This is a genomic window from Nocardiopsis sp. iso_40, assembly GCF_056173285.1.
Genome location: NZ_CM149666.1, coordinates 2,932,255 through 2,956,986, shown reverse-complemented (window position 1 = coordinate 2,956,986; position 24,732 = coordinate 2,932,255). Strand labels below are relative to the sequence as shown.

General features: G+C 70.6%; 20 protein-coding genes and 1 pseudogene. 13 read left to right on the top strand and 8 right to left on the bottom strand.

Going from position 1 to position 24,732, the window contains the following annotated elements; genetic code table 11:
* Positions 1 to 86 precede the first annotated feature (86 nt).
* A complete protein-coding gene (locus AC0VYD_RS12830) occupies positions 87 to 941 on the top strand; it encodes a class I SAM-dependent methyltransferase (RefSeq protein ID WP_475480097.1) in 855 nt (284 codons plus the stop codon).
* Positions 938 to 1,765, top strand: a pseudogene (locus AC0VYD_RS12825) (lysylphosphatidylglycerol synthase transmembrane domain-containing protein); the annotation flags it as partial. The gene AC0VYD_RS12830 and the pseudogene AC0VYD_RS12825, both read left to right, overlap by 4 nt.
* On the opposite strand, the gene AC0VYD_RS12820 reads toward AC0VYD_RS12825, so the two are convergent.
* The gene (locus AC0VYD_RS12820; RefSeq protein ID WP_475480096.1) at positions 1,763 to 2,563 is read right to left on the bottom strand and encodes a creatininase family protein; all 801 of its coding nucleotides are present in this window, start codon (positions 2,561 to 2,563) and stop codon (positions 1,763 to 1,765) included. The pseudogene AC0VYD_RS12825 and the gene AC0VYD_RS12820 sit on opposite strands and share 3 nt — an antisense overlap.
* 440 nt (positions 2,564 to 3,003) lie before the next feature.
* Between AC0VYD_RS12820 and AC0VYD_RS12815 the strand changes: the two genes are divergently transcribed.
* Entirely contained in the window at positions 3,004 to 4,494 is a 1,491-nt protein-coding gene (locus AC0VYD_RS12815; protein WP_475480095.1) for an MDR family MFS transporter, read from the top strand.
* Between the two features lie 108 nt (positions 4,495 to 4,602).
* Here the strand turns inward: AC0VYD_RS12815 and AC0VYD_RS12810 are convergent, their stop codons facing one another.
* Complete coding sequence (locus AC0VYD_RS12810; protein ID WP_475480094.1) at positions 4,603 to 6,438, bottom strand: immunity 49 family protein; 1,836 nt, start codon at positions 6,436 to 6,438, stop codon at positions 4,603 to 4,605.
* 1,161 nt (positions 6,439 to 7,599) lie between these two features.
* Between AC0VYD_RS12810 and AC0VYD_RS12805 the strand changes: the two genes are divergently transcribed.
* Entirely contained in the window at positions 7,600 to 8,622 is a 1,023-nt protein-coding gene (locus AC0VYD_RS12805; RefSeq protein WP_475480093.1) for an alcohol dehydrogenase catalytic domain-containing protein, read from the top strand.
* Between the two features lie 28 nt (positions 8,623 to 8,650).
* Here the strand turns inward: AC0VYD_RS12805 and AC0VYD_RS12800 are convergent, their stop codons facing one another.
* Both AC0VYD_RS12800 and AC0VYD_RS12795 read right to left on the bottom strand, forming a co-directional pair.
* Positions 8,651 to 10,069, bottom strand: coding sequence for an MFS transporter (locus AC0VYD_RS12800; RefSeq protein ID WP_475480092.1), 1,419 nt, complete (start codon positions 10,067 to 10,069; stop codon positions 8,651 to 8,653).
* A 239-nt stretch (positions 10,070 to 10,308) separates the two neighbouring features.
* A complete protein-coding gene (locus AC0VYD_RS12795; protein ID WP_475480091.1) occupies positions 10,309 to 10,746 on the bottom strand; it encodes a hypothetical protein in 438 nt (145 codons plus the stop codon).
* A 286-nt stretch (positions 10,747 to 11,032) separates the two neighbouring features.
* On the opposite strand from AC0VYD_RS12795, the gene AC0VYD_RS12790 reads away from it, so the two are divergent.
* Positions 11,033 to 12,466, top strand: a complete 1,434-nt coding sequence (locus tag AC0VYD_RS12790) for a gamma-aminobutyraldehyde dehydrogenase (RefSeq protein ID WP_475480090.1) — start codon at positions 11,033 to 11,035, stop codon at positions 12,464 to 12,466.
* Positions 12,467 to 12,498: 32 nt separating this feature from the next.
* Here the strand turns inward: AC0VYD_RS12790 and AC0VYD_RS12785 are convergent, their stop codons facing one another.
* Positions 12,499 to 13,164 (bottom strand): TetR/AcrR family transcriptional regulator, encoded by a 666-nt coding sequence (locus tag AC0VYD_RS12785; RefSeq protein ID WP_475480089.1) that lies wholly within the window; start codon positions 13,162 to 13,164, stop codon positions 12,499 to 12,501.
* 217 nt (positions 13,165 to 13,381) lie between these two features.
* Between AC0VYD_RS12785 and AC0VYD_RS12780 the strand changes: the two genes are divergently transcribed.
* From AC0VYD_RS12780 to AC0VYD_RS12765, 4 genes are all read left to right on the top strand, one after another.
* Entirely contained in the window at positions 13,382 to 14,821 is a 1,440-nt protein-coding gene (locus tag AC0VYD_RS12780; RefSeq protein ID WP_475480088.1) for a flavin monoamine oxidase family protein, read from the top strand.
* Between the two features lie 126 nt (positions 14,822 to 14,947).
* Complete coding sequence (locus AC0VYD_RS12775) at positions 14,948 to 16,480, top strand: APC family permease (RefSeq protein WP_475480087.1); 1,533 nt, start codon at positions 14,948 to 14,950, stop codon at positions 16,478 to 16,480.
* 103 nt (positions 16,481 to 16,583) lie between these two features.
* Complete coding sequence (locus AC0VYD_RS12770) at positions 16,584 to 17,660, top strand: agmatine deiminase family protein (RefSeq protein WP_475480086.1); 1,077 nt, start codon at positions 16,584 to 16,586, stop codon at positions 17,658 to 17,660.
* Positions 17,660 to 19,384, top strand: coding sequence for an amidase (locus tag AC0VYD_RS12765; RefSeq protein ID WP_475480085.1), 1,725 nt, complete (start codon positions 17,660 to 17,662; stop codon positions 19,382 to 19,384). The genes AC0VYD_RS12770 and AC0VYD_RS12765 overlap by 1 nt, the downstream gene beginning before the upstream one ends.
* A gap of 235 nt (positions 19,385 to 19,619) precedes the next feature.
* Here AC0VYD_RS12765 and AC0VYD_RS12760 read toward each other — a convergent pair whose 3' ends face one another.
* Both AC0VYD_RS12760 and AC0VYD_RS12755 read right to left on the bottom strand, forming a co-directional pair.
* Positions 19,620 to 19,943 (bottom strand): hypothetical protein, encoded by a 324-nt coding sequence (locus tag AC0VYD_RS12760; RefSeq protein WP_475480084.1) that lies wholly within the window; start codon positions 19,941 to 19,943, stop codon positions 19,620 to 19,622.
* 102 nt (positions 19,944 to 20,045) lie between these two features.
* Positions 20,046 to 20,513: an ATP-binding protein gene (locus AC0VYD_RS12755; protein WP_475480083.1), complete on the bottom strand. Its 468-nt coding sequence runs from the start codon at positions 20,511 to 20,513 to the stop codon at positions 20,046 to 20,048.
* Positions 20,514 to 20,713: 200 nt separating this feature from the next.
* Between AC0VYD_RS12755 and AC0VYD_RS12750 the strand changes: the two genes are divergently transcribed.
* From AC0VYD_RS12750 to AC0VYD_RS12735, 4 genes are all read left to right on the top strand, one after another.
* On the top strand, positions 20,714 to 21,532 hold the full coding sequence (locus tag AC0VYD_RS12750; RefSeq protein WP_475480082.1) for a helix-turn-helix domain-containing protein: 819 nt from the start codon (positions 20,714 to 20,716) through the stop codon (positions 21,530 to 21,532).
* Positions 21,529 to 21,708 carry a DUF397 domain-containing protein gene (locus tag AC0VYD_RS12745; protein WP_473039798.1) on the top strand — a complete coding sequence of 60 codons (180 nt, stop codon included), beginning with the start codon at positions 21,529 to 21,531 and terminating at the stop codon, positions 21,706 to 21,708. The genes AC0VYD_RS12750 and AC0VYD_RS12745 overlap by 4 nt, the downstream gene beginning before the upstream one ends.
* 472 nt (positions 21,709 to 22,180) lie before the next feature.
* On the top strand, positions 22,181 to 22,807 hold the full coding sequence (locus AC0VYD_RS12740) for a TetR/AcrR family transcriptional regulator (protein ID WP_475480081.1): 627 nt from the start codon (positions 22,181 to 22,183) through the stop codon (positions 22,805 to 22,807).
* Positions 22,800 to 23,363: a GNAT family N-acetyltransferase gene (locus AC0VYD_RS12735; protein WP_475480080.1), complete on the top strand. Its 564-nt coding sequence runs from the start codon at positions 22,800 to 22,802 to the stop codon at positions 23,361 to 23,363. The genes AC0VYD_RS12740 and AC0VYD_RS12735 overlap by 8 nt, the downstream gene beginning before the upstream one ends.
* A 35-nt stretch (positions 23,364 to 23,398) precedes the next feature.
* Here AC0VYD_RS12735 and AC0VYD_RS12730 read toward each other — a convergent pair whose 3' ends face one another.
* Positions 23,399 to 24,703 (bottom strand): RNA-guided endonuclease InsQ/TnpB family protein, encoded by a 1,305-nt coding sequence (locus tag AC0VYD_RS12730; protein ID WP_475480079.1) that lies wholly within the window; start codon positions 24,701 to 24,703, stop codon positions 23,399 to 23,401.
* Positions 24,704 to 24,732 lie beyond the last annotated feature (29 nt).

The window sequence follows — 24,732 nt, the reverse complement described above, 5'->3', positions numbered from 1 at the left end:
TTCGGCCCGCCCGGGCCCGGTCGAGCTGGCACTCTGGAAGGAGGCGGCCACCCCTCGGCGGCCGCACGCCACCGGGAGGAGTCCCGTTGAGTCCAGTTTCCGAGAACCCGCCCCCGGCGTTCGATCCGGCCTGGCTGTCCCTGCGGGAGGCCGCCGACGACGACGCCCGGGCCACCGCTGCGCTGGACCCGCTCCGGGTCCACCTGGCGGACCGGGGCACGGGCCCGGGCGCGGTGCCGGTCCGGATCGCCGACCTGGGGTGCGGCACCGGATCCCAGGGGCGCTGGCTGGCCCCGAAACTGTCGGGCGCCCAGCGGTGGGTCCTGTACGACATCGACTCCGCCCTGCTGTCGCTGGCCGGGGCGCACCTGCCCGCGCGTTCGGCGGACGGGGCGCCGGTGACCGCACGGATGTGCCTGCGGGACCTGGGTTCGGTCACCGCGCCGGATCTGGCCGGGACCGACCTGGTGACCGGCTCCGCCCTGTTGGACCTGCTCACCCGCGAGGAACTCGTGTCGGTGGCCCGGGCGGTGGCCGGGGCGGGTTGCGCGGCCCTGTTCACCCTGTCCGTGTCGGGGCGGGTGGAACTGTTCCCGGGCGATCCGGCCGACGCCGCGGTCAGCGGGGCGTTCAACGGGCACCAGCGCCGCGGGGGCCGACTGGGACCGGACGCGGCGGAGACCGCCGTCGCGTTGTTCGAAGAACTGGGCTACCGGGTGCTGACCTTTCCGAGCCCGTGGCGGCTGTGCCCGGAGAGCGTGCCGCTGGCCCTGGCGTGGTTGCGGGGGTGGGTCGGGGCCGCCCGTGAACAGGACCCGGCCGCGGTCCCCGGCGGTTACCCGGAACGCCGGTTCGGCGAGTGCGAGCGCGGTGAACTGGGCGCCCTCGTACACCACACCGACCTCCTGGCGCTGCCCGACGGGGACGCGGGACGGCCATGAGTCGCACGGCATCGCGTCGCTCGGCGTGGCTGCGGTCGCTGGCCGGGACGGCGATCCTGGCCGGGGTGCTGTGGTGGTACCCGCTGGGGGCCTTCACCGACGCCTTCGGCGCGGTCGACGCCGGGGCCCTGGCGGCGGCCCTGGTGATCGGTCTGGCCACCACCGTGCTGTGCGCCTCCCGCTGGGTACTGGTGGCGCGCGGGCTGGGGCTGCGCCTGCCCTGGGGGCGGGCCGTGGGTGACTACTACCGTGCGGTCCTGCTGAACGCCGTCCTGCCCGCCGGGGTACTCGGCGACGTGCACCGGGCGGTGAGCCACGGACGTTACGCGGGTGACCTGGCCCGGGGTGTGCGCGCCGTGGTGCTGGAGCGGGTGGCCGGGCAGGTGGTGCTCGCCGCGACGTGCACGGTGCTGTTGTTCGCCCTGCCCGCCGCCCTGCTGGGACCGGGGCTGCTCGCGGTCGCCGCCTCCGTGGGGGTGCTGACCGTGGTGGCCGGGGCGGTGGGAGTCGGCTGGGTGGTGGGGCGACGGCGCCGTTCGCGCTGGTGGCGGGCGCTGGCTGCGACGGTGGCGGACACCCGGGCCGGTCTGTGCACGGGCGCGACCGGCCCGGGGGTGCTGGTGCTGTCGGTGGCCGCCCTGGCCGGGCACGTGACCCTGTTCCTGGTGGCGGCCCGGACGGCGGGCATCACCGCGCCCGTGTTCGCACTGGTCCCGCTGCTGGTGTTGGCTCTGGTCGCGATGAGCGTTCCCATGAACGTTGGCGGGTGGGGGCCGCGTGAGGCGGTGACGGCGCTGGCCTTCGGGGTGGCCGGGCTGGGTTCAGCGGCGGGTCTGACCGCGTCGGTGGTCTACGGGGTCCTGACCCTGGTCGCCGCCCTGCCCGGTGCGCTGGTCCTGGTGTGGCGGCTGTTTCGGGTCGAGCACGCGCAGGTACCCAGCGAAGGCCTCGACCAGGTGGGCCAGCAGATCACGGCCTTCGGCCGCGGTGGCGCGTGAGGGCTGGCCGACGACACCGGAACGGGTGTAGCGGGCCAGACCGGCGGTGAGCATGTGGTCGCGCCGGTCCGCGAGGTGGTCGGCCTCCTCGTAGCCGGGGCGGACCAGGTCGGGCCGTACGTGCAGCAGCACGGAGGTCTCCAGTTCACCGGCGTGCATGTCGCGGTCGTTCCAGGTGCTCATCCGTGCCGCCTTCCGGGCCGCCTCCCAGTCGTGCGGGCCGGGGAAGAGGGCCATGTCCCCGCCGGAGGCCTGCACCAGGTTGGCCAGAACGTGGTTGCCGCCGTGCCCGTTGACCAGGACCAGCTTCGGGGTGCCCGCCCTGCGCAGGGACCCGGCGATGTCGGAGGCCATCGCGTACAGGGTGGGCGCCGAGACGCTGACCGTGCCGGGCCAGGCCTCGTGCTCGTGGGAGCAGCCGAAGGCGATCGGGGGCAGGACCCGCAGCCCGGGGTGGGCGTCGGCCAGGGCCCGGGCCAGGGTGGAGGCGATGACGGTGTCCGTGGTCAGCGGCAGGTGCGGGCCGTGCTGTTCCAGGCTGCCCACCGGCAGCAGGGCCACCCGGGCCACGGGGGCGCCCTCGTCCTCGCTGGTGCTGCTCGGCAGGGGGTCGGAGAAGTCCATGGGGCCATCCTGCCGTGTCGCCCCACCGCGGACCAGGCCCGGCGGCCGCGGCGCGCAGGACCTCTCGTTCGCGGCCGGTGAGCGGCCCGGGCCCATCGGCCGGGGACTCACCGGAGGACCGGGGGCGGCGGCCCGCAGTTCCCGGAGACCCGGCGGAGGAGTTGGTGACGGATCGCGCGACCCCCGCTCCCGGTGTGTCGAAGGGCACAGGCAGGGCTCCGAAGCACCGGAAAGGGGGGCGAGACGGGACGTCCCGTCACTTAGGCTGAACTCCGGGGCCGTCCTGAGCGAAAAATCCCTGTTCCTCTCCCCGATCGGACCGGAATACTGCCGTGGGCGGCGGGGTTGACCCCCCGTCGGGACCGGAACCGGACCCTTCCGGCAGCCCCCGCTCCCGGCCCGCCCCTGTCCCAACCCGTCTCTAGCGCGCAAGGAAGTACGTGACCAGGCAACCCGACGCAACACACGACGAAGAGGCCGCGGAAAGCGGTGGCGCGGACCAGAAAGCCACCCGCCTGGTCATCCCGCTTCTACTGGTCTCGGCCTTCGTCGTCATCCTGAACGAGACGATCATGGGCGTGGCCCTGCCCGCGCTCAGCCGCGACCTGGGCATCCCGGTCTCCACCGGACAGTGGCTGACCTCGGCCTTCATGCTCGTGATGGCCGTGGTCATCCCGGTGACCGGTTTCCTGCTCCAGCGGTTCCACCTGCGCCAGGTGTTCATCACCGCGATGAGCCTGTTCAGCCTCGGCACCCTCATCTGTTTCCTGGCACCGAGCTTCACCTTCCTGCTCCTGGGCCGCATCGTTCAGGCAGGCGGCACCGCGATCATGATGCCGCTGCTCATGACGACCGTGCTGAACCTGGTCCCGGCCGACCGCCGGGGCCGCGTGATGGGCAACATCTCCATCGTCATGGCGGTGGCTCCGGCCGTCGGCCCGACCCTGTCCGGGTTCATCCTGAGCGTGCTGGACTGGCGCTGGATGTTCGGCCTGGTGCTGCCGATCGCCCTCCTGGGCCTGGGTCTGGGCGCGGCCTTCATCCGCAACGTCACCGAACCGCGGGCCGCCCGGATCGACGTACTCTCCGTCATCGTGTCGGCCTTCGCCTTCGGCGGCCTGGTCTACGGCTTCTCCAGCCTGGGCGAGGCGGCCGACCCGGACGCCGCCGTCCCGCCGTGGACGGCGATCGTCGTGGGCGCGGTCGCGCTGGGGCTGTTCGTGTGGCGCCAGCTCAGGCTGCAGCGCGAGGACCGGGCCCTGCTCGACCTCCGCGTGTTCCTGTCCCGCCAGTTCTCGGTCTCGATCGCCCTCGTCATGGCCAGCTTCATGGCGCTGTTCGGCACGATCATCCTGCTGCCGCTCTACATGCAGAACGTCCTCGGTTACGACACGCTCGTCACCGGGCTCACCCTGCTTCCCGGCGGCCTGGTGATGGGTCTGCTGGCACCGTTCGTCGGCCGCCTGTACGACCGGTTCGGCCCCCGCCCCCTGGTCACCCCGGGAGCGGCCGTGGTCACCCTGGTGATGTGGGGCATGACGTCCTTCGGCGTCGACACCCCGATCGGTTACGTGGTCGCCGCGCACATGGTGCTGAGCGTCGGCCTGGGCTTCATGTTCACGCCGCTGCTCACCGGCGCGCTTGGATCCCTGCGCCCTGAGCTGTACTCCTACGGCAGCGCCGTGGTCGGCACCGTCCAGCAGGTGGCGGGCGCCGCGGGCACCGCCACGTTCATCGCGGTCATGTCCGCGGTCGCCGCCGGACAGCTGGGCGAGGGCGCGGACGCCGTCGCCGCCGAGGCGGGCGGGATCCACGTCGCCTTCATGCTGGGCGCCGCCATCACGACGCTGGCCTTCTTCGCGTCCTTCCTCGTCCGCAGGTCCGCACCCGGGGAGGACTCCCAGGAACAGAGCGCTCCCGCCGTGCACTGAGCACCCGGCGAGCAGGAGGGGCGGTGGCCGGGAGACCGGCCGCCGCCCCCTCCTCGTGTCCTTCTAGGGGCGGGCACAGAAGGGGCCTCATCTGACGCAGGAGGGGCCTCAGCCGAACATCTCGGCTGCCCGGTCGAGCACGCCCTCGGGCAGGTAACCGCTCTCCACCCCGACCTGCCAGCCCTGGGCGCGGGCGAGGCAGGCCAGGGCCAGGAGGTGCGGGTTGGCCAGGGAGTCGGAGTCCTCGGCACGGTCACCGATGCTGTACGCCTCCCGGTGCTGGTCCAGTGCGTCGGCCAGCGCCAGGCTGAACCCCTCCCGGTCCCCCGCCACCAGTTGGGAGAGCAGCAGCACCGGCGGGGGCGGGAAGCCGGGCATGTGGTACCCGGCGAGCGCGGCGACGGCGTCGTCCATCGCGGCGCGCACCGCCCCGTTCGACGGGCGGGTCTCGTCCTGCGACCAACGCCGCCAGCCGCGTGCCCGCTCCGCCTTCAGGTAGGCCAGGAACGCGGTGTTGTAGCGGGGAAAGACCGCGAAGCCCTGTCCCTCGTCCTTACGGAGGAAGGCGTCCTGGGGGTAGGCGACCAGGGTGTCCAGGCGCTCCAGCGAACCCGAGAGCAGGGCGTACTCGATCGCGATCCTGCGCGCACCCTCGGACACGCTCCTCGTCGGTGCGACACAGCGCAGGGGCGCCGTGGTCCGGCCGATGGTCACGTCGACCGTCTCCCCCGGCTCCCCGGTGACACTGGCGAAGACCGCCGCGGTGTACTGCGAGGCGTGGGTGAGGGCGGCGAGCTGGCGCGGGTGCCGGGCGTGCGGGTCGATTACCGAGCAGAGCCGGAAACAGAGGAGTTCACTCCAGGCAGCGCGCTGCAACGCTGAGGGCAGTTCCGTCGGGATGATCTCGGGCCGCCAGATCGTGTCGAGCTTCCGATCCGCGTACTCGAACAGAGCATCGGTCTCACGTCCCCCGGAGAAGTTCTCCGTGGGGCGCTCGACGGCCAAGGGCCCCTCGGGCAGTGCCCGGAGCGCCTCGGGGTCCTTGTCGGTTCCGTACGGGCCGACCCGTGGGCCGCTGCGACGGCTCTCCCCCTCGACCAGCCGCCCGGGCAGGTAGTCGGACTCGAACGGCATCTCCCAGCCCTCGACCCGCACCGCCAGGGCCGCGAAGGCGAGTTCGGCCACCGGCAGCAGGGATCTGGGGGAGGAATCGCCCAGGGTGTCCCGGAACCATGACAGGCGGGCGGCCATGGTCATCCAGAACGCCTCCTCGTTGCGGGTGAGCAGGGCGTGCAGGAGCAGAAGGTCGGAGTCGACCGAGCCGAGACCAGGGTGCTTGTCCCCGGGCGCCTTGCCGAGGGAGGCGAAGAAGGGTTCGAGCGCGGACTCCACGTAGCGCACGAGCTGATCCCGTTCGGCGCCCAGCTCGGGGAAGACGTAGAAGGCGAGCGCGCGGTGCAGTACGTCGTTCTCGCCGAAGGCGGAGGCGAACTGGACGAGGGCGCCCTCGTTGCTGTCGTGGAGATCGGCGACGACACACAGGTAGAGGGCCTCGGCCCAGTCCCCGAGGGGGACTCGGTGCTGACTCCGGGGCTCGTCCCCCAGTTCCTCGTCGTGGTCCCGGTAGGAGACTCCGGTCCCCGTGTAGGTGAGGTGGACGGAGAACTCCGCGGAGCTGGGCGCCCCGTCCAGCTTGAGCCCGCCGATCCGTGCCTCGGCGGCGGAGTACAGGGCGGCGCGGATGTCGGCGTCGGTCTCCGGAACGGCCACCGAACGCGCACCGGCGTAGTCGCACAGGTCCCGGGAGATCATCTCCCAGCCGAACCCGTCGCGTCCCGTTTCCTGCTGGCCCCGAACCTGGAGACTGAGCTCGTCGAAGAAGCCCTCGGTGGCTTTCCCCAGAGCCTTCTCGCTCACCCTGTGCCGTTCGATCCGCGCGGTCACCGAACCCTCTTCCCGTGATGGTTGGGGGTCTTTTCACCCCAATACGCGGGAGAGTCTGGCACAACCCGACGACAGGAAGGCAGCGGTGTAGGGCATCCCCGCGTGCGCGGGGAGCAGGGAGCGGGACGCCAGTATCCGTAGGCCATCCACGGACCATCCCCGCGTGCGCGGGGAGCAGTGGACGGTGTCGGCCTGGAACACCTGGCCGTGGGGACCATCCCCGCGTGCGCGGGGAGCAGCCTCGCGGCGAGGACGCGGGCCGGGTCGAAGGGGGACCATCCCCGCGTGCGCGGGGAGCAGACCGGCACCGCGTTCGTCAACAACATCCCGGTGGGACCATCCCCGCGTGCGCGGGGAGCAGGGGGCGGGCAGCGACAGCGGGGCAGCGACCAGGGGACCATCCCCGCGTGCGCGGGGAGCAGCCGGTGATGATGACGGGGTCCCCCACCCCGACGGGACCATCCCCGCGTGCGCGGGGAGCAGCCACCCGAGTAGCCGCTGGACGCGGTGACGTTGGGACCATCCCCGCGTGCGCGGGGAGCAGCCACCAGGAATTCCACGGGTTAGCGTCAGAACCGGGACCATCCCCGCGTGCGCGGGGAGCAGGGGATGGAACCCCACCCCCCGAGAGGGCGCTCGGGACCATCCCCGCGTGCGCGGGGAGCAGACCTTGGTCATCTCCGGTCCAGTGATGTTCCGGGGACCATCCCCGCGTGCGCGGGGAGCAGACTCTTTTACCTGGCAACTTACCGGCGGCAAGGGGCCGTTTTTGCAACTTCTCGAAAAACAGACAAATCAGACACTCTTCCAGGAGTGCTTCCCCGGCTGAGTCTACGGCTGACACGTTGATCCCACCCTCAGCCCTGAAGCCGACCTTTCCACCGAAACGGGAGGGCACACCCGTCACGGAGCGGCCCAGCTCCACCGGGAGTACAGAGACTCGCGGATCCGGCGGCGAAGTTCCACCCCTTCAGGGCTGTGAGCTGCCACGATCACCTGGGGGCACCGGCATCGCCCGGTACCCGACCCCCCATTCCCCGGCTGCGTTGGCGCCCTGTCCTCCCTGATGCCCTGTCTTCCCTGACAGTGAGCACCGAGGTCTCCTGCGTGCGGCGGCGACGGCCGGGGACGGAACCACCGACGACCCACGGGGAAGGAACAATGCGCGCTGCGTTGATGTACGGGGCTGGCGACGTCCGCTTGGAGGACGTGCCGGACCCGAAACTGGAGGAGCCCACCGACGCTTTGGTACGTGTGGTGCGCTCCTGTGTGTGCGGTAGCGACCTACACGCCTACCGCGCCATGCCCGCCTGTGGACAGGGGCAGCAGATGGGGCACGAGTTCATCGGCGTGGTCGAGGAAACCGGCTCCGAGGTAACCGGGCTGAGGGCAGGCGATCTGGTGGTGGCCCCGTTCGCCTTCGCGGACAACACCTGCGACCTCTGCCGGGAGGGTCTGCACACCTCCTGCCCGCGCGGCGGGATCTTCGGTGCGGCCCAGGCCGAGGCCCTGAGGGTGCCCCAGGCCCAGGGCACCCTGGTGCGGCTGCCCGTGGGCGAGGACTCCGAGCTGCTTCCCTCCCTGCTGACCCTGGCCGACGTCTACTGCACCGGCCACCACGCCGCCGTCAGCGCCGGGATCAGGCCCGGAACGACCACCACGGTGATCGGCGACGGCGCGGTGGGCCTCCTGGCCGTGCTCTCGGCCAGGCGCCTGGGCGCCGAGCGGATCATCCTGATGGGCCGCCACACCGACCGCACCGACCTGGGGCGCGACTTCGGCGCCACCGACGTGGTGCCCGAGCGCGGCCGGGAGGGTGTCGAGCGGGTTCGCGAGCTGACCCGGGGCGAGGGGACCCGCACGGTGCTGGAGGCGGTGGGCCACCTGGACGCCTACGAGACCGCCATGGGTGTGGTCCGCGCCGGAGGCGTGGTCAGCCGGGTGGGCGTGCCGCAGTACGAGCAGGGACCGATCGGGTTCGTGCCGATGTTCGGCAAGAACGTCACCCTGACCGGTGGACCGGCACCGGTTCGGGCCTACATCGATGAGCTGCTGCCCGACGTGCTGTCGGGCCGGGTGCAGCCGGGCCGGGTCTTCGACCGCACCGTCGGCCTGGAGGGGGTCCCCGAGGGCTACCGGGCGATGAACGAACGTGAGGCGCTGAAGGTCCTCGTCCGGGTCTGAATCCCGCCCGGCGACACCGGTCAGGCCCCTACTCACCGTCGCCGGGCCGGAGGGGCGGTTCCTTCCCCGTTCCGCGCGGGCGGGGTCCGGGGGCGGCCGGGCCGGTGCCACGGTCCTCCCCGCCGCCGGGACCGTCCCCGTCGTCGGGGTGGTCCCCGTCGGTGGGGCGGTCCCCGTCGGTGGGGCGGTCCCCGTCGGCGGACACGCCGCCGCGGCGCAGTGCGCGGGGCAGGGTCAGAGCCACCGCGACAGTGGCGAGGAGCCCGCCCGCACCCGCGGCCACGAGGGCGACGGGGGCGGAGGTGGCGTCGAGCAGCAGACCACCGGCCACGTAGGACAGTCCGGCGGCCACCCCGACAGCGCCGTACAGGTTGCCGAAGACCCGGCCGAGCATCCCGGCCGGAACCATGCGCTGGAGCAGCGTGTTGGTCGCCACGTCCATCGCCGCGATACCGATGCCCCGCACGGCCTGCAGGGTGAAGGCCGCGGCGACCGCCCAGGCCAGACCCGTCAGCAGGTTGCCCAGGCTGCTCACGGCGAACCCGAGGAGCAGCAGGGCGAGCATCGATCCGCGCATGCCGTGGCGCGCGAGCAGCGCGTAGCCGGCCACCAGGCCGATGCCGACCGCGCCCAGCAGCAGGCCCACGGCCGAGTCCCCCGCACCGAAGGTGTCCTTGGCCAGCAGCACCAGCGCCACGTCGTCGATCCCGTTGAAGGCGACCACGACGCAGAATCCCAGTGCGATCACCCGGACCGGCGAGACCGACCAGATGTAGCCCAGCCCCTCCCTGGCATCGGTCAGCAGCGAGGTGGACCCGTGCTCCTCCCGGACCGGGGGCAGCGGCCGCACCCTGAGCAGGAGGAGCGCGGAGAACCCGTAGGCCGCCGCCGCGCCGAACAGCACGCCCTGGATCCCCAGGAACGGGAACAGCGCGGCGGCCAGCAGCGGACCGACGGCCTCGGCCCCGTTGGTGCCGAACCCGATGCTGGAGTTGGCCGCCTCCAGGTCGCGTCCGCGCACCAGTGCGGGCACCGCCGCACGGGAGGCCGGCATGAACACCTGACCGGCCGCCGCCCGTGCGGCCACCAGTACCAGCAGCAGCGGGAGCGGCGGCATCGACAGGGCGATCAGCAGCAGCGCGGCCCCCTGGACCGCCTCGCAGGCGATCATCACCCGCTTGAGGTCGAAGCGATCGCTGACCGCGCCGGTGATCGGCCCGAGCAGGGCCGGGACGAAGTCCCCGACCAGGAGCAGGAGGGACACCGCGATCGCCTGGCCGGTCGAGTCGGCGACGAACAGCATGAGCGCGACCAGGCTGACCGCCTCACCCGTGTACGACACGGTCCGGGAGGTGAACAGGGCGCGGAAGGGCGCGTTCGTCAGGAGGAGGCGTAGTCCTCCCGTCCTCTTCTCCTCAGGCTGCGGACCGGGGTCCGAGGTTGTCATGGGAGCTTCTCTCGTCACCCGTACCCGTCGTGGACGGGTGCGATTGTTCCACGGCCGGATGCCGTTTCGCGAAGCTTTTTCCGAGGTCCGTTCCCGGCCGCCCCGCCGCGGGCCGGACGATCACGCGTCGGCCCGGTGCGCCGCCCGCACGTCGGCGTGCTGCACCGGCCCACGGCTCCGGATCGTCCCAGCGGTCCCGTCAAGGGCTTGCCCCGGGCGTGGAGGCACGAGGAGGGGGTTCAGTCCTTCGCGGGTTTGTGCCTCAGGGTCTGCACGACCGCCCGGACGCAGAAACCGATGAGAAGGAGCCCCGGGATGATAGCCCCGAGGGAGAGCACGAAGGCGCCGAAGAGTTGGCTGCCGACCGACTCCGTGCTCTCGCCGCTCATCACCCCGTCGATGATCAGCACGCAGCGGGAGGTCTGAGGATCGCAGACGTCCACGTTCAGGAAAAAGGACACACCGAACCAGACGAGGAAGGCCCCGACCGCGATGCCCAGGGCCACGGTGAGGGCCCGCAGGCCGCGGAGAATGGTCCGGTTACCCCCGATCGCCCTGTTCACCAGCGTGATCAGTGCTACCAGGGCGATCAGCGCCGGGGGCGTGAGGATGATCAGCCACCAGTTCTCCATCTCCAGGCCGATCGGCACGGTGAAAATCCCCACGGGAATGCACATGACCAATCCCGTGAAAACAGTGTCACCGAAGGAGAAGGGTTTCTGTCGGTTCGGGCCGGGTCGCGGGTTCTGCGGGGGGCTCGCATCCATGGAGAGAAGCTTAGTACCCCGGCCGCGGCTGGTGGCCGAGGGCGTTTCCGGTGCTGATGGTGGCAGCGGCGGGTGTCGCCAACAGCGCCCTGACCGCCGGGTTGGTGACCCCCGCTGCAGGGTCGTGTGTTGCCCCTCACCACACGCGCCCCTAAAATGAACGAGCATCATTTTTCTACACGGCCGAGGAGACCCCATGGGCAGCCGCCTCCAGAACTTCGTCGACGGTGAGTTCGTCGACGCGCACGGGCAGAAAAGCATCGACGTCGTCGACCCCGCACAGGGGCGCACCGTCGCGGTGTCGCCGGTCTCGGACCGCGTGGACGTCGACGGCGCCTTCGCCGCGGCGCGCGCCGCCTTCGAGTCCTGGAAGGACGTCACCCCCGCCGAACGGCAGCTCCTGCTGCTCAGGCTCGCCGACGCGGTGGAGTCCCACGCCGACGAGATCGTCGAGGCCCAGCACCGCAACACCGGTCAGCCGCGCTGGATGATCTCCCAGGAGGAGATCGGCATGGGCGTGGACCACCTGCGCTTCTTCGCGGGCGCCGCCCGCACGCTGGAGGGGCGCGCGGCCGCGGAGTACATGGAGGGCCACACCTCCTACGTCCGCCGGGAGCCGGTCGGTGTCGTGGCACAGGTGACCCCCTGGAACTACCCGCTGCTCATGGCGGTGTGGAAGATCGGTCCGGCCCTGGCCGCCGGGAACTGCATCGTGCTCAAGCCCTCGGACACGACCCCCGAGTCGACGCTGGTCCTGGCGCGGCTCATCGGGGAGGTCTTCCCCGCGGGCGTGTTCAACGTGCTCCTGGGCGACGCGAGCACCGGGGAGCTCATGGTGGAGCACCCCGAACCGGCCATGGTCTCGCTCACCGGTTCGGTGCGGGCTGGCCGACAGGTGGCCGCCTCGGCCGCCAAGGGGCTCAAGCGCGGCCACCTGGAACTCGGCGGCAAGGCGCCCGCCGTGGTCTTCGCCGACGCCGACCTGCCCGCTGCGGCGAAGGCGCTCGTGGAGTTCGGCACCTTCAACGCCGGACAGGACTGCACCGCCGTCACCCGGGTGCTGGTCGAGGAGAGCGCGCACGAGCGGTTCGTGGAGCTGCTCGCCGAGGCGGCCCGCCAGACGCGCACCGGCCGGGCCGAGGAGTCCGAGAACGACTACGGCCCGCTGAACAACGCGCGGCACTTCGCGTCGGTCACCGACAAGCTCGCCAGGCTGCCCGAGCACGCCACCGTGGTGGCCGGGGGCAGGCAGGTCGAGGGCACCCGGGGCTACTTCCTCGAACCGACGGTGGTCACCGGCGTCCGCCAGGACGACGAGCTGGTCCAGGAGGAGACCTTCGGGCCGGTCCTGACCGTGCAGAGCTTCACTTCGGAGCAGGAGGCCGTGGCGCTGGCCAACGACGTGGACTACGCGCTGGCCTCCAGCGTCTGGACCCGCGACCACGGCGTGGCGATGCGCCTGACGCGCGCCCTCGACTTCGGCTGCGTCTGGGTGAACACGCACGTGCTGCTCACCGCGGAGATGCCCCACGGAGGCTTCAAGTCGTCCGGGTACGGCAAGGACCTGTCGCTGTACTCGGTGGAGGAGTACACCCGCGTCAAGCACGTCATGCACGCGCTCCAGGTGTGAGCAGACGCTGCCCGCGCGGGCCCCGCCCCGCCTCAGCCGTCGGTGACGGCGTACCTGTGACGCAGGCCGACGATCAGTGCGTCGAGCGCGAGTTCGAAGGCCCGGTCGGCGGCCGCGCGGGGGTCCGCCGAGCGCTGGGCGGCGAACCGGGTGAAGGTCGGGGCCAGTTCCTCCAGACCGCCCGGGTCGAAGATGTCGTTCGGGGCGGAGGCGTCGTAGGCGGCGCCGAAGACGAGCGCCTCGACCCCGACGATGATGTCCACGGCGTCCGCGCCGACGATCCCGGCGTCCTGCAGGGCGCGGGTGACGCGTTCGTACATCCGCAGCGTCTGGGGGGAGTCGGCGACGGGCAGCACCGCCATGACCGGGATGAGCGCGGTGTGCTCCGTGAAGCACCGCCGGTAGGAGCGCGCCCACTGCCGCAGCGCATGGTCCCAGGGCTCGGTGGCGAACGCGGAGCAGTCGATCTGTTCGTTGATGCGGTCCTGGATCAGTACCAGCACGTCGCGCTTGGCGGAGACGTGGTTGTACAGCGCCGAGGCCGCGACTCCGAGCTCGCGCGCCAGGGAGGCCATGGTCAGGTGACGGTAGCCCTGCTCGGTCACGATCCGGATCGCGGCCTGGGTGAGGCGTTCGCGGGACAGGACCGGTGAGGAGGGCCTGCCCCGGCCCCGTCCGTTGCGGGCTTGCTGGGTCACTGATGCCTTCTTCCTGTCGGCCGCGCGGCGGGGCCTCGATGCATTTTCCCCTCAAGTGTAGAAGCGGCGCGAAAGCGCCGAATCGGTGCGGTGGCGGGCCTTCAGCCCGCTGACCGGCCCGTATGTCGTCCCCGGGTGGAGAGTGAGCTACTTGACATCGGGGACGCCTTACCCGTTAATGAATGAAGTTCATTTTGATGTTCGAAGGAGCACACCCATGAGTGGCACACACGTCATCGGCAGCGACGAGGTCCTCGACCGCGATGTCGTGATCGTGGGCGCCGGCCCGGCCGGGCTGATGGCCGCACGCACCCTGCAGGCCGCCGGCCGCTCCGTCGCGGTCCTGGAGGCCCGCGACCGCGTGGGCGGCCGCACCTGGTCCCGTGAGATCGACGGCGCCTTCCTGGAGATCGGCGGCCAGTGGGTCTCCCCCGACCAGACCGAGCTGCTCGGACTCCTCGACGAACTGGGCATGAGCACCTTCCCGCGGCACCGCGAGGGGGCCAACGTCTACCTCGCCGCGGACGGCTCCCGGCACGAGTACACCGGGGACATGTTCCCCGCCGGGGAGAGGACCGAGGCGGAGATGGAGCGCGTCATCGCCGCCCTGGACAAGCTCGTCGCCGAGATCGGCGCCGAACGCCCCTGGGACCACCCGCGCGCACGTGAACTGGACACCCTCTCGTTCACCGAGTGGCTGCGCCGCCAGACCGACGACGAGGCCGCCCGGGAGAACATCGGCATCTTCATGGCCGGGGGCATGCTGACCAAGCCCGCCCACGCCTTCTCGGTGCTGCAGGCCGTCCTGATGGCCGCCTCGGCCGGGTCCTTCTCCAACCTCGTGGACGAGGACTTCATCCTCGACCGCCGCGTCGTCGGAGGCATGCAGTCGGTCTCGGAGACGATGGCCGACGCCCTTCAGGAGGGCACGGTCTTCCTCCGGAGCCCGGTCAGGACCATCCGCTGGAGCGAGGACGAGGCCTCCTCCCACGGTGCGGAGCACACCGGACCCGCCATCGTCCGGTCCGACCGCGTGACCGTGCGGGCCCGCCACGTGGTCGTGGCGGTGCCGCCCAACCTCTACTCGCGCATCTCCTTCGAGCCCCCGCTCCCCTGGTTGCAGCAGCAGATGCACCAGCACACCTCGATGGGCCTGGTCATCAAGGTCCACGCGGTCTACGAAACCCCGTTCTGGCGGGACAGGGGCCTGTCCGGCACCGGCTTCGGCGCCAAGGAGCTGTGCCAGGAGGTCTACGACAACACCAACCACGGGGACACCCGCGGAACCCTGGTCGCCTTCGTCTCCGACGAGCTCGCCGACGGCCTCCTGCGCGGGCCCGCCCAGGAGCGCCGCGACGCGATCCTGCGCTCCCTGGCGAACTACCTCGGCGACGAGGCACTCGACCCGCTCGTCTACTTCGAGTCGGACTTCGCCTCCGAGGAGTGGACCCGCGGCGCGTACGCGGCCAGCTACGACCTCGGCGGCCTGCACCGCTACGGGGCCGACCAGCGCAGTCCCGTGGGCCCCGTCCACTGGGCCTGCTCGGACCTGGCGGCCGAGGGTTACCAGCACGTCGACGGCGCGCTGCGCCAGGGCCGGCGTGCGGCCGAGGAGATCCTCGGCGCCTCCCCCGGCTCGCGGGCACCCCTCGGGTGACCCGGTCCCGAGGGATCGGCGCCGCGGCGCACGAACCCCATCCCCTGGTGGGCCCGCAGGCCCACCGGTTCCCGCGGCGCCGTCCCCTCGGCGCCGACACCCACCCGGCGACCACAGGAAGAACCCATGACCCACACCACCGGACAGCCGGCAGAGGCCGGCACCGACACCCCGAACAACTGGAAGGGCCTCAGCAAGGGAGCGATCGGACTCCTGGGAGGCCTGGTCATCGGCGTCTCCACCATCGCCCCGGCCTACACCCTCTCCGGCGCCCTGGGCCCGACGGCCTCCGCCGTCGGTGAGCACCTGCCAGCGATCCTGCTGGTCGGCTTCGTCCCGATGCTGCTGGTGGCGATCGGCTACCGCCAGCTCAACAAGGCGATGCCCGACTCCGGCACCACCTTCACCTGGGCCTCCCGGGCCTTCGGTCCCTGGGTCGGCTGGATGGCCAGCTGGTGCCTGCTGGCCGCGACCATCCTGGTGCTGTCCAACCTCGCGGGTATCGCCGTCGACTTCTTCTACCTGGCGATCGCGCAGCTGACCGGCCAGGGGCAGATCGCCGAACTGACCCGCAACGTGCCGGTCAACATCCTGACCTGCCTGGCCTTCATGGCCGCCGCGGCCTGGATCTCCTACCGGGGGCTGGAGGCCACCAAGACCTTCCAGTACATCCTGGTCACGTTCCAGCTCGTGGTGCTGGTGTGGTTCTCGATCGCCGCGTTCGTCCAGGTCAACGCCGGTTCGGCCTTCGACGCCACCCCCGTGCGGCTGGAGTGGTTCAACCCCTTCGGCGTCGACTCCTTCTCCGCCTTCGCCGCCGGCGTGGCCCTGTCGGTCTTCATCTACTGGGGCTGGGACGTGGTCGTGACGATGAACGAGGAGAGCCGCGGCGCGACGACGACCCCGGGCAAGGCCGCCATCGCCACCATCCTGGTGGTCGTCGCGCTCTACACCGCGGTGTCGGTGGCCACCCTCTCCTTCGCGGGTGTCTCCACCGGTGAGTTCGGCCTGGGCAACCCCGGCATCCAGGAGAACGTCTTCGCGGCGCTGGCCGGTCCGGTGATGGGCCCCTTCGCCGTCCTGATGTCCCTGGCGGTGCTGTCCTCCTCGGCCTCCTCGCTGCAGTCCACGATGATCTCGCCGGCGCGCACCATGCTCGCGATGGGCCACTACGGGGCGCTCTCGCCGAAGTACGCCCGGGTCAGCCCGGTGCACAGGACCCCCGGCTACGCGACCGTCGTGTCGGTGCTCATCGCCTCGGTCTTCTACGCGGTCATGCGGGTGCTCTCCGAGAACGTCCTGTGGGACACCATCACCACGCTGGGCATGATGGTCTGCTTCTACTACGGCGTGACCGCCCTCGCCTGCGCCTGGTACTTCCGGCGCGAGGCCGCCGCGTCGTTGGGCGGCCTGTTCACCAAGCTGGTGGCACCGCTGATCGGCGGGCTCCTGCTGCTCGTCTTCTTCTTCCAGACCGCCTGGGACTCCATGGACCCCGCCTACGGCTCCGGGTCGCAGATCGGCGGGATCGGGCTGGTGTTCGTCCTGGGGGTCGCCATCTTCGTCCTCGGGGGCGCGGCCATGGTCGTGCAGTACCTGCGCAGCCCCGAGTTCTTCCGGCGCCGGTTCGTGACCACGGAGTACCCCACGCAGGGCTGACGCCCCGGGGCCGGACCCGCAGCGGGCCCGGCCCCGCCCGGGGTCCTGCGGCCCCGCCCGGGGTCCTGCGGCCCCGGACCACTGTTCCCCGACAAGGATTGACATGTTCGCTCACAGTTCCGCCGACGGGCCGCCCGCCACGGTGATGCCACCGGAATGGGCACCGCACGAACGCACCTGGATGGCCTTCCCGCCCGCCAACGACACCTTCGGACCGCACGGGAGCCCGACCCTGGAGCGCGCCCGTGCGGCGTGGACGGCGGTGGCCCGCACCATCGCACGCCACGAACCCGTGACGGTGGCGGTCTCCCCCGAGGACGCCGAGACGGCCGCGGCGCTGCTCGGCCCCGGGATCGAAACGGTGGTGATGCCCCTGGACGACGCCTGGATGCGCGACATCGGGCTCACCTTCGTGCACGGTCGCGACGGGAGCGTCCGGGGCGTGGACTGGGTCTTCAACGGCTGGGGCGCCCAGGGGTGGGCGGCCTGGGAGTCGGACCGGCTCGTGGGCGGCCGAATGGCAGAGCTGGCCGGGGTCCCCCGGATCCCGAGCAGCCTGGTCAACGAGGGCGGCGGGTTCCACGTCGACGCCTGCGGCACGGTCCTGCTGACCGAGACCGTGCAGTTGGACCCGGGCCGCAACCCGGGGCTGGCCAGGGCGGACGTGGAGGCGCGAATCCACGCGAGGCTGGGCACCAGCCACGCCGTCTGGCTGCCCCGCGGGCTCTGGCGCGACTACGACGAGTTCGGCACCCGCGGGCACGTCGACATCGTGGCGAGCTTCACCGAGTCCGGCACCGTGCTGCTGCACCGCCAAGACGACCCCCGCCACCCGGACCACGAGATCACCCGATCCCTTCGCCGGGTCCTGGAGAGCGCCGCGGACGCCGACGGCAACCCGCTGCGCATCGTCGACGTGCCCGCCCCCGAAGCCCTCACCGACGAGGACGGGGAGTTCGTCGACTGGTCCTACATCAACCACTACGTCGCCAACGGGGTCGTGGTGCTGTGCGCCTTCGACGACCCGCGGGACGAGGAGGCCGCGCGCATCCTGGCCGAGGCCTACCCGGGCCGCCGGATCGAGCAGGTCGACGCCCGCGACATCTTCCGTTTCGGCGGCGGCGTCCACTGCATCACCCAGCAGCAGCCGACCCCGTGTGAGCAGGAGAGGACACACTGATGGAGCTCTACGACGTCGTCGAGGCCACGATCCCGCAGCTGCGCGAGGACCTGGAGCGGGGCCGCGTGAGCAGTGAGACGCTGGTGCGCAACTACCTGGCGCGGATCGAGGCCTACGACCGGAGCGGGATCGCGCTCAACGCCGTGGTGGTGGCGAACCCCGACGCCCTCGCCGAGGCCCGGGCCTCCGACGAGCGCCGGGCGCGCGGGCGGGTCCTGGGGCCGCTGGACGGGATCCCCTACACCGCCAAGGACAGCTACCAGGCGCGCGGGCTGACGGTCGCGGGCGGGTCCCCGGCCTTCGAGCACCTGGTGGCCCAGCGCGACTCGTTCACGGTGCAGCGGCTGCGTGAGAACGGAGCCGTGCTGATCGGGCTGACCAACATGCCGCCGATGGCCAACGGCGGCATGCAGCGCGGTGTGTACGGGCGCGCCGAGAGCCCCTACAACGGGGACTACCTGACCTCGGCCTTCGCCTCGGGTTCCTCCAACGGCTCGGGCACGGCCACCGCCGCCAGCTTCGCCGCCTTCGGGCTGGCCGAGGAGACCTGGTCGTCCGGGCGCGCGCCCGCCTCCAACAACGCGCTCTGCGCCTACACCCCGTCCTGGGGGGTCGTCTCCATCCGGGGGAACTGGCCGCTGGTGCCCACCATGGACGTGGTGGTGCCGCACACCCGCACCATGACCGACATGCTGGAGCTGCTGGAGGTGCTCGTCACCGACGACACCGAGACGCGCGGGGACTTCTGGCGCTGCCAGCCGTGGGTCGAGGTTCCGGCGGCCTCACGGGTGCGGCCCGACTGCTTCACCGACCTGGGCGCGGCCGACGCGGACGCGGGGCGGCGGGCCCTGGACGGGCTCAGGATCGGCGCCCCGAGGCTCTACACCGGCGGGGACCCCGAGGCGGGGACCTCGGAGAACCCCGGTATCGGCGGTCCCACCGGGCAGCCGGTGGCCACCCGGCCGAGCGTGCTGCGGCTGTGGGAGGAGGCCCGGGCCGACCTGGAGGCCTCCGGTGTCTGCGTCCGGGAGACGGATCTGCCGGTGGTGACCAACTACGAGGGCGACCGGCCGGGCGCCCCCACCATCAGGACGCGGGGGCTGGTCAGCCGGGAGTACCTGGACCGTGAGCTGCTGGACCTGTCCGCCTGGTCCTGGCAGGACTTCCTGCGCGCCAACGGCGACCCGAAGCTGAACGACCTGGGGCAGGTCGACGGCGCCCGCATCTTCCCGCACGAGCCTGGCACCCTGCCGGACCGCTACGACGGGTTCGACGACGACATCGCCGCCTACCCGGAGTTCGTGCGCCGCGCGGGGGTTCCTTCCTCCCTCACCGAGATCCCGCACCTGGAGGAGGGGGTCCGGGGTCTGGAGCGCACGCGCCGGGTCGACTTCGAGGACTGGTTGGACGAGCTGGGGCTGGACGCGATCGCCTTCCCGGCGGTGGCCGACGTCGCCCCGGCCGACGCCGACGTGAACCCCGAGTCCGCCGACGTCGCCTGGCGCAACGGGGTGTGGGTCGCCAACGGGAACCTCGTCTGGCGGCACCTGGGCATCCCCACGGTGACGGTTCCGATGGGCACGATGCCCGACACCGGTATGCCGGTGGGGTTGACCTTCGCCGGACGCGCCTACGACGACGCACGGCTGCTGAGGATCGCGGCCGCCTTCGAGGCGACCGGGCAGCGCCGTCAGGAACCGCCCCGGACCCCGCGTCTGTACTGAGGGACCGGGGTCCTGAGAGTCCGGGGCGGGCGGAGGGTTCGGGGTGATCTGAGGACCGCGCTGGCCTGGAGCCGGGGAGGTCGTCTGTTCGGCCGCGCCGGGGCAGTGCCCCCTCGGCGCGGCCTCAGTGTGCCCGCCTCGGTGGCGCGTAGATGTTCACGGGCGGGCCCGTCGGAGCAGAAAGGTGTGGAGCCGTTCGGGTTCGTCCGGCGGGGAGCGGCGGGGAGCGGCGGGGCTACCACTCCGGGCAGGGATCCAGCAGTACGAGCAGGCTCCCGGAGTCGGCGGCCTCGGTCAGGCCCCGGGCGTCGGCGACCCAGTAGGACTGGGTGCTCTCACCGAACCAGATCAGCCGGTGCGGGTTGCGGGCCTGTAGGGCGGCGGCACGCAGGTGTTCGCGGACGAACTCGCGGCGGTGGCCGCCCAGGAGGGGCAGGTGGCGGGCGCGCAGGAGGCGACAGGTCCGGTGGGCGCAGGTGTCGCAGGCCGGACCGGACTGGGCGGGTCCGCGAAGCGAAAACCGTGCGGCGCCCCGGGGTTCGGGGATAGGGTTCGTCATTGATCCTGCTTTCTTCATATTCTGGGATGTTGGATTTCGGGATCGGGGCTCGGAAAGCGTTGCAGCGCTTTCCGGGCCAGTTCTGGTTCTCGGGAAATGGTCTCACCGGTCGGTGAGATCCAGAACGACCTGAACGGTCAGTTCGCGAATACGGTGCCCGTCCCAGGACCAGGAGAAGTCCCAGTACACGGAAAGCCGTTCAACGAGGGCCAGGCCGCACCCGTCTGCCTGCCTCTCCAACCTGGGGTAGTCGATACCTGACCCGTGCAGAGGGCCGTTGTCGGTGACGTAGAGATGCGGCAGGAAAGGCCGGGCCCGGTCCAGCACGACACGGACGGTGCCGCCGGGACTCCCGGAACGGCTGTGCCGGTGGGCGTTGTCGACCAGGGCGCGGGCGACCTGGATCAGCGGGCGGGCGTTCCCGGGCAGGACACTGCGGCACCAGCCGATCAGGGGTGCGTACTCGCGGGTGTGGCCCAGGAGGATGCCGTGCTGGTGGGGGCTTTCGAGCCGGAGCCGTCGGGGGTAGGAGCGCTCTGGTAGCGCCTGTCGTGCGGGGATATCCTGCATTCTTCTCGCCTCGGGGTTTCGGGGTGGGCCACAGCCCCGGTTCGGCGGTCTTCGACTCCGACCCCGGGGCTTTTAGCTGCGAGGAGCAGCCCTTTCCCCGGAAACACTGCCCTGGGTCCCGTCCCCTGGTCTATGTTTATCGGCAAGCTCGGTAGAGGTTCCATAAGCAGCGATAACTTCAGATATTCGACCGGAGTTCCGTGGTGAAGAGCAACGATGGCCAGGTATCGCTGACCCGGTTCGGCAAGCTCGTGAAGAAACTTCGGCTACAGGCCACCATGACCCAGCAAGAACTCGCCGCTGCCTCCACCGTCGGTCAGAGCACGATCAGCGATGTCGAACGGGGGAAGAAACGGACGCAGCGGGACTATGTGGTCCGGTTGGACTCCGCTCTTACCGCGCACGGTGTGCTGATCAGTGCATGGGACGCGGCATTCTCCGAGGCAGGTACGAGCGCCTACTTCCGAGAGGTCGCCGAAGCCGAGCAGACCGCTGTGGAGATCAGGGAATTCGCGCTGGGACTGGTCCCGGGCCTGCTCCAGGTCGAGGGGTATGTTCGTGCGATCAGCCTGCTGGCTCGCCCCCAAGCCGCCCCCGAGCACATCGAGAAGACCGTTGCTGCCCGCCGGATGCGGCAGGAACTCCTTTCTCGGAAGCACCCGCCAGCACTAACGGTGCTGTTGGACGAATCAGCCCTCATGCGCCGTTTTCAGGACCCGGAGGTGATGACTGCACAGATCAACCACCTCATCACCCAGTCCTGGAAGCCACGGTTGAGGATCCAGATCGTTCCGCTGCAGGCTGAGGGCCATGCCGGACTGGGTGGGGCGTTTACCCTGATCGAAGTACCTGATTCGGGCACCTTCGTATACGTGGAGAGCCAGGAGACCGGGTTCGTGCTGAGGCAGCCCGAGGTTGTGACAAGCTACGACCGGACTTTCGCAGAACTGAGGAGCGCTGCGCTGCCGGTTCCCGAGTCCCGCACCAAACTGGAAGAGATTCGAGGCGACCTCTCATGATGACCGAAGACTGGCACAAGTCGTCGTACAGCAACGGCACGGGTGGGAACTGCGTGGAGGCGCGAGCCGACGTTCACGGAGCCGCCGTGCGCGACACTCAGAACCGTGACCTCGGCCATCTCGGTTTCACGGCCGTTGAGTGGTCCGCTCTCGTGGGTACGGTCGCGACGAAGTAGCGCCACGCGAAACCGGCCCCTTGCCAGAGCTGTTGGCGAGGGACCGGTGACGTTTCAGGTTGCTGGGCGAGACCTTGTCTGTTCGATCCCGAGCGAACTCACAGGCCCCCGGTTCCTCCCGCGTGCGCGGGGCTCACCAGGAGTGCCACCCGATGGACACGCCCCGCTGCGGTCCATCCCGCGTGCGCGGGGCTCACGGCGGGTAGGTCGGTGACGGTGTAGGTGAGGACCGGTCCATCCCCACGTGCGCGGGGCTCACAGTTAATGACCTGCGACAACACAAGCCGTTATCTCCCCGCAACAAAGATACGAGCTGGCTCGTGCCCAGCCATCATGACACGACCCGGACGAGTTCCGAGAAGCCCAGAACCACCGCATCCGCAACCTGGGGCGAACTCCACTCGCTTGCCATCCACGCAACCCCAGATAGAATGAACACATGTTCATTCAAAAAGTGAGAGGCTGACGCCCGATGCCACGGACTTCGGAACAGCACGAGGCGATGCGTACCGCCACCCGGGAGCGGGTGCGCTCGGCGGCGGTACGGCTGTTCGCACGCCACGGGTACGCGGCGGTGAACATGCGCCGGATCGCGACGGAGGCCGGCATCAGCACCGGATCGATCTACCGCCACTTCGCCACCAAGGAGGAACTCTTCGGCGACCTGGTCACGGCGGCGGCTGCCGGTCTGCGGGCGACAGCCGAACGGTTCCGTGACTCGGGCACCCCCGTGGAGTCACTGCGGGAGTTCACCGGGGAGTTCCTGGCAGACCTGCGGGGCGAGGGGGACTTCGTCGACTTCTTCCTGCTCATGCACCAGGCGTTCACCCAGGGGGTCAGCGCGGGACCGGAGGCCCCGCCCGCCGTCCGCGAACTGGTCGAACGGAACACGGAACTGCTCAGGGCGACCGTGCGGCTGATCGGGCTCGGCCAGGAGCAGGGGACCCTGCGCCCCGGACCGCCCGAGGAACTGGCGACCTGCTTCTTCGCGGTGTTCGACGGTTTGGTGACGATGCGCTCCGCGCTGGGCGAGGAAGGCACCGTGCCGACCGTGTCCACCGTGATGGGGCTTCTGCTCAAGGAGGGCAGCGATGTCTGAGGAGACGGTGATGATCGAGGTCCGGCGCGGCGACGGACTGGGCGAGGAATACCGGCACGGGATCGCGGAGGTGTTCGTCGACGGGTTCGGCGAGGACCTGGCCTACTTCGCGAAGGACCCGGAGCGACTAGTCACGGCCGTCGAGCACATGCTGGTGCTGGAACGGTTCCACGTGGCACTGATCGACGGGCGGCCGGCGGCACTGGCCAGCCTCACCGAAGGCAGCCAGGAGGCCATCGACCACGACGCCCGGACTCTGCGCGAGCATCTAGGTCTGGTCAGGGGGACCATTGCGGACCGGGTGTTCCGCAAGCACTTCCAGGGGCAGGGCGCCCCGCCGCGGGCGGGACGGGCCGAGATCGGCTTCGTCGCCAGCGCCCGGCAGTTCCGCGGCCGGGGTGCGGCGAAGGCCGTGCTGAACCACATCCTCGCCCTCCCCGGGTACGACGAGTACACGCTGGAGGACATCAAGGACGACAACGAAGCCGCCCTCGGGCTCTACGAGCGCCTCGGGTTCCGGGAGTACAGGCGCCGCCGGGCCAACCACACCAGTTGACATCCTCCCCTGTTTGAAAGAGCAGGGGATTCCAGCTACCAACCCAGTGCGAGTGGGAGTTGCTGGGGTTCACGGGCGCTTGACCGCGGACGCGGTATCACCCCTCCGGCACACACCCCAAAAGGTGCGGGACTGGCGTCCTGTCCTGCCGCGACATTGTTCGAAGCATTCAAGTCGGCGTTGCAGGAAAAACCGCAGTGGGTACAGACGAACTCGGCTTGGTTCTGACGCGAGTTCTTGTCGATCCACAGGCAGTCGCTACAGCGCAGACTGGTGTTGCGGGCGGGCACGTCCTGAACCCGGCCCGGGGCTTTGTGGCCGGTGCGTTGGCGGAGCATGCCCCACCCCTGGGCCAGGATGGCCCGGTTCAACCCCGACTTCTGCCGCACCCGCAGCCCCGGCTCCTCCACCGTGCCCTTGGCCGAGGCGGTCATGTTCTTGATCTTGAGATCCTCGAACCGGACGGTGTCGAAGGTACGAGCCAACTGGGTGGAGGTCTTCTCCACCCAGTCCTTACGCCGCGCCGCCTCCCGCGCCTTGAACCGGGCCACCTTGGCATACTCAGCGGCTTTGGCCGGGCTGCCCTTGGGTGCACGGGCCGCGCGGCGCTCGTGCTTGCGGCGCAGCGCCCGCTCCCGCTTGGAGGGTTGAGGGCAGTTCAACATCCGCCCATCGGACAGAACGGCGGTGATGGCCACACCCCGATCGATGCCCACCACCGAACCATCACCCGGACCCGCAACCGGGTGCGGGATGGCAGCGAAGGCCACATGCCACTGCCCGTTCCGAAAAGTGACCCGGAAGGACTTGGTATCGGGCAGCTCACGGCGGGTCAGCCGAAACTTCACCCACCCGCAGCCGGGCACCTTGACCTGCCCCCACTTCCTGTTGAGCCTGCATACCGTGGCCTTGCGGTGCATGACCTGCTTGCCCTTGGCATTCAGCAACGGCTCACCACCGGGTGTGAAGGCCGGGACCCGGCCGGTGCCGATCACCCGAAACCCCTCGTTGCGGTGCTTCTTACGCCAGGTCGGATACCCGTGACTGCCGCCCAAGAAATTGGTGATCGCCTGGTCGAAGTCCTTCAAGGCCTGCTGCTGGATATCGGTGTTGCCCGAGGCCACCCACACGAACTCCGCGGCCATTTCAGGATCCAGATCGGCGGTGTCGGTCCGGCGCACCTGGGTGAGCATCCGGCACATCGCCGCGAACCGAGGCGGCTTCCCAACGCGGGCTCCGCCCTTGCGGTAGGTGTTGGTGACCTCCAACGCCAGGTTCCACACATACCTGGCGTGCGCGCAGTGATCGAGCATCTGCTGCTGCGCGCTGGTGGGGTACAACCGGAACCTGGACACGAACAGCAACCTAG

Excerpts from the sequence above, each read along its gene's own strand:
- AC0VYD_RS12820 (WP_475480096.1), bottom strand. The coding sequence starts at position 2,563 with ATGGACTTCTCCGACCCCCTGCCGAGCAGCACCAGCGAGGACGAGGGC.
- AC0VYD_RS12805 (WP_475480093.1), top strand. The coding sequence starts at position 7,600 with ATGCGCGCTGCGTTGATGTACGGGGCTGGCGACGTCCGCTTGGAGGAC.
- AC0VYD_RS12800 (WP_475480092.1), bottom strand. The coding sequence starts at position 10,069 with ATGACAACCTCGGACCCCGGTCCGCAGCCTGAGGAGAAGAGGACGGGA.
- AC0VYD_RS12795 (WP_475480091.1), bottom strand. The coding sequence starts at position 10,746 with ATGTGCATTCCCGTGGGGATTTTCACCGTGCCGATCGGCCTGGAGATG.
- AC0VYD_RS12790 (WP_475480090.1), top strand. The coding sequence starts at position 11,033 with ATGGGCAGCCGCCTCCAGAACTTCGTCGACGGTGAGTTCGTCGACGCG.
- AC0VYD_RS12780 (WP_475480088.1), top strand. The coding sequence starts at position 13,382 with ATGAGTGGCACACACGTCATCGGCAGCGACGAGGTCCTCGACCGCGAT.
- AC0VYD_RS12775 (WP_475480087.1), top strand. The coding sequence starts at position 14,948 with ATGACCCACACCACCGGACAGCCGGCAGAGGCCGGCACCGACACCCCG.
- AC0VYD_RS12770 (WP_475480086.1), top strand. The coding sequence starts at position 16,584 with ATGTTCGCTCACAGTTCCGCCGACGGGCCGCCCGCCACGGTGATGCCA.
- AC0VYD_RS12765 (WP_475480085.1), top strand. The coding sequence starts at position 17,660 with ATGGAGCTCTACGACGTCGTCGAGGCCACGATCCCGCAGCTGCGCGAG.
- AC0VYD_RS12760 (WP_475480084.1), bottom strand. The coding sequence starts at position 19,943 with ATGACGAACCCTATCCCCGAACCCCGGGGCGCCGCACGGTTTTCGCTT.
- AC0VYD_RS12755 (WP_475480083.1), bottom strand. The coding sequence starts at position 20,513 with ATGCAGGATATCCCCGCACGACAGGCGCTACCAGAGCGCTCCTACCCC.
- AC0VYD_RS12745 (WP_473039798.1), top strand. The coding sequence starts at position 21,529 with ATGATGACCGAAGACTGGCACAAGTCGTCGTACAGCAACGGCACGGGT.
- AC0VYD_RS12740 (WP_475480081.1), top strand. The coding sequence starts at position 22,181 with ATGCCACGGACTTCGGAACAGCACGAGGCGATGCGTACCGCCACCCGG.
- AC0VYD_RS12735 (WP_475480080.1), top strand. The coding sequence starts at position 22,800 with ATGTCTGAGGAGACGGTGATGATCGAGGTCCGGCGCGGCGACGGACTG.